This window comes from Aliiglaciecola sp., assembly GCF_039982535.1.
Taxonomy (GTDB): Bacteria; Pseudomonadota; Gammaproteobacteria; order Enterobacterales; family Alteromonadaceae; genus Aliiglaciecola.
Map to the genome: position 1 here is coordinate 1 of NZ_JBDWYG010000072.1, position 2512 is coordinate 2512.

Here is a 2512-nt window from a genome sequence, read left to right on the forward strand (position 1 = left end):
AGTGTTGATTTTGCTGCAAACAGTAGTAGTCCAACCCACTTCTTTATCTTGTTTGGCTGCATGGGCGGCGAAGATACAACCCGAATGCCCTCGGGCAAAGAATGTTTTTTGTTGATCTATGCAAGCTTGCATTTCTGAATAGAACATAAATTTCCTTTCGCGCAACCTGCGAGGTTGCGCGTCGTAGTTTGATAATTCCGGATTGCATAAGCTTTGGGCCTTGTAACGCGGCTATTTTTGCGTCCGGACGTTGTTCAGTAGTGAAAAATAGAAATGCTCACGTCCGACCGCAGTAGCCAATTCAGTGTGCATTGAGTACGATAAAAAACGAAAAGTTCAATCAGTGTATTGGCTATCTCCGTACTAATCAGATCAGGTAAAATTTGCTTCAAAAAAAATGAGCGAATCTGGTTTTCTAGATTGCAGTTACTTCTGCATCTTGCAATAGGAAGGAGAAACTTTTTTTTGTCACTCCCGCATAGGGAGAAAACGCACCTTTATCTATCAGTTTCGGAAAGAACCTCACCGTTGCATTAGCAATACCCAGAAACCAACATCACGTTGATTGCCAGGTGGATTGCCTAATTGAAATTGGAATAAATTAATGTTGAATTTTAGGATAGTAGTCTCGACCGCGCTTCTTTGGTGTTTAGGGGTAGCTGCTGCGGTTCAGGTCTCAAAGATGACGCTAACGCTCAAGCCACTCTCGGAGTATTATGGTGTACCAGAAAGTAGTGTAGGGGTTTTGATCTCAGCCATTGGGCTTTTAGCCGTCGCCTTAGGAGCGGTTGTTACAGCCTTGCCTGCCCTTTTGGGTATTACAAGAACACTTTTTAGTTGCTGTATTTTGGCAATCGGATGCTCAATGTTGCAGTACACTCTTCCCTCTTTTGGCTTGATGTTGGCAGCTCGAATAGTGGAGGGATTATCTCATTTGGGCATTGTGATTGTAGCGCCAACATTGATGAGTCTTATCGTTACAAAAAAAATGCGCGGCCTTGTTATGTTGCTCTGGGGCACTTTCTACGGAGTTGCTTTTGCTTTAACTTCTTGGCTCGGAGCACCACTTTTGGAGCGATATGGTCAAAGCTCAATATTTCTAACCCATGCATGCTTTACTGCGGTCGTCACTTTGGCGCTATTCGCCTATTTGCCGCGGAAAACAGATGCTCCTTATGGGGCACAGCCGTCGACCAATATTGAGGGTGCCATATGCCTTCGGTTTGAGAGTATTCGATTTCGACAGTCCATCCAGTGGTACTGCCGCCAACACACGAGCACATACGTTCCAGCCAATATTCGAACCCCTGCGGTTGGCTGGTTTTTCTATACTCCTACGTTTGTTTCAATAATTGCTGTTCTTTCGAGCTATGCTACTAGTGAGAATTTGCTTATCGTAGGGTTTCTTCCCCTAGCTTCAGTATTTACATCTGTTTTTGTTGTTGCCGTGTTGGTAACCAAACTACCCGCAATTAGAATTTCGAAAATTGGGTTTTGCATGGCTGCCGCACTATGCTGTTTGCTAATATTGCAATCCGAGAATATGCTGCTGCTTGCTGCTTTGTTTGGAGTTTTGGGCATTATCCAGGGTGCTAGCTATGCCAGCATACCACAGTTGAATTACGCGCCGACCAACCAAATTCTTGCTCACGGCGCGATGACACAGTTAGGTAATCTAGGAAATTTAGTTGGCGTGCCCTTGTTAATCTTGATTGAAAGTTATTGGGGTATCCAGGGATTGTTTCTAGCTGTGGCAACTTGCTATGGGATTGCTGCGATACTTCTTGGTCGTTCTCAAATAAAAATACCCGATGAGCGCTTCAAGGAGGCGTAGCTTTTATCCATGAATTCGGGATAACATTCTATATTTGAACCGACTTGGAGTAACGATAAACGGATACGGCCATGCGTAATTCACTTAAAAAATGGGCAAATTACTGTTTCTGGTTTATATCGTGACGTTCGTGACTAAAGATCGTTCAAGTGCTTGAGGGATTGCTCATCACTCGCGAGCAAAGGCAGTTTAATTTGGTTCACGTTCCGCTCCAGCTCTATTGGGACTCCCAGTATACGTAAGTAACAGATACGTTTCGCAAGATGTGTGCGAGTGTATGACACCGCACCTTCTTGACAAGGGGGCAAAGCCCCCGTTGCATCCCCCGGAGAGACTTTAAAGGTTACTCAGCGGCATCAACTTCAACGTCCATTTCGGAGGTGTCGACTACACCAACTAGGTACTTTTCGTAAGTTTTTGCCAAATATTTCAATGAGCTTTCTTTGTCTACATTTGCTTGCAGGTGCTCCTGCACAAATCTCATCCTAGCCTTACTTTCTTCAATTACTTCGGCCCAGCTTTTCACCCAGATTTCAACTTTTCCGTCTTCTGACTGATATATTTGCCCCCTAGGACGACCGCTTTGCCGCGTTCTCATTGTTGCAAAGTTATCCAGATCATTGGAGATTACCCAGAAACTCCAACGGGTGTCTAAGTGCAAAAACCTTTCGTCACTAG

The 2512-nt window shown here is 44.5% G+C and carries 1 protein-coding gene and 1 pseudogene; one reads left to right on the forward strand and one right to left on the reverse strand.

Annotation, left to right across the window (positions count from 1 at the left end; all coding sequences use genetic code 11):
• The first annotated feature begins 604 nt into the window (after nt 1-604).
• A complete protein-coding gene (locus ABJV04_RS19670) occupies nt 605-1834 on the forward strand; it encodes an MFS transporter (protein ID WP_348493299.1) in 1230 nt (409 codons plus the stop codon).
• A gap of 343 nt (nt 1835-2177) precedes the next feature.
• Here the strand turns inward: ABJV04_RS19670 and ABJV04_RS19675 are convergent.
• Nucleotides 2178-2512: pseudogene (locus ABJV04_RS19675) on the reverse strand (DNA mismatch repair protein); the annotation flags it as partial.

Bases quoted from the DNA above. Each gene is read 5' to 3' on its own strand.
- ABJV04_RS19670 (WP_348493299.1), top strand. From the start codon at position 605: ATGTTGAATTTTAGGATAGTAGTCTCGACCGCGCTTCTTTGGTGTTTA.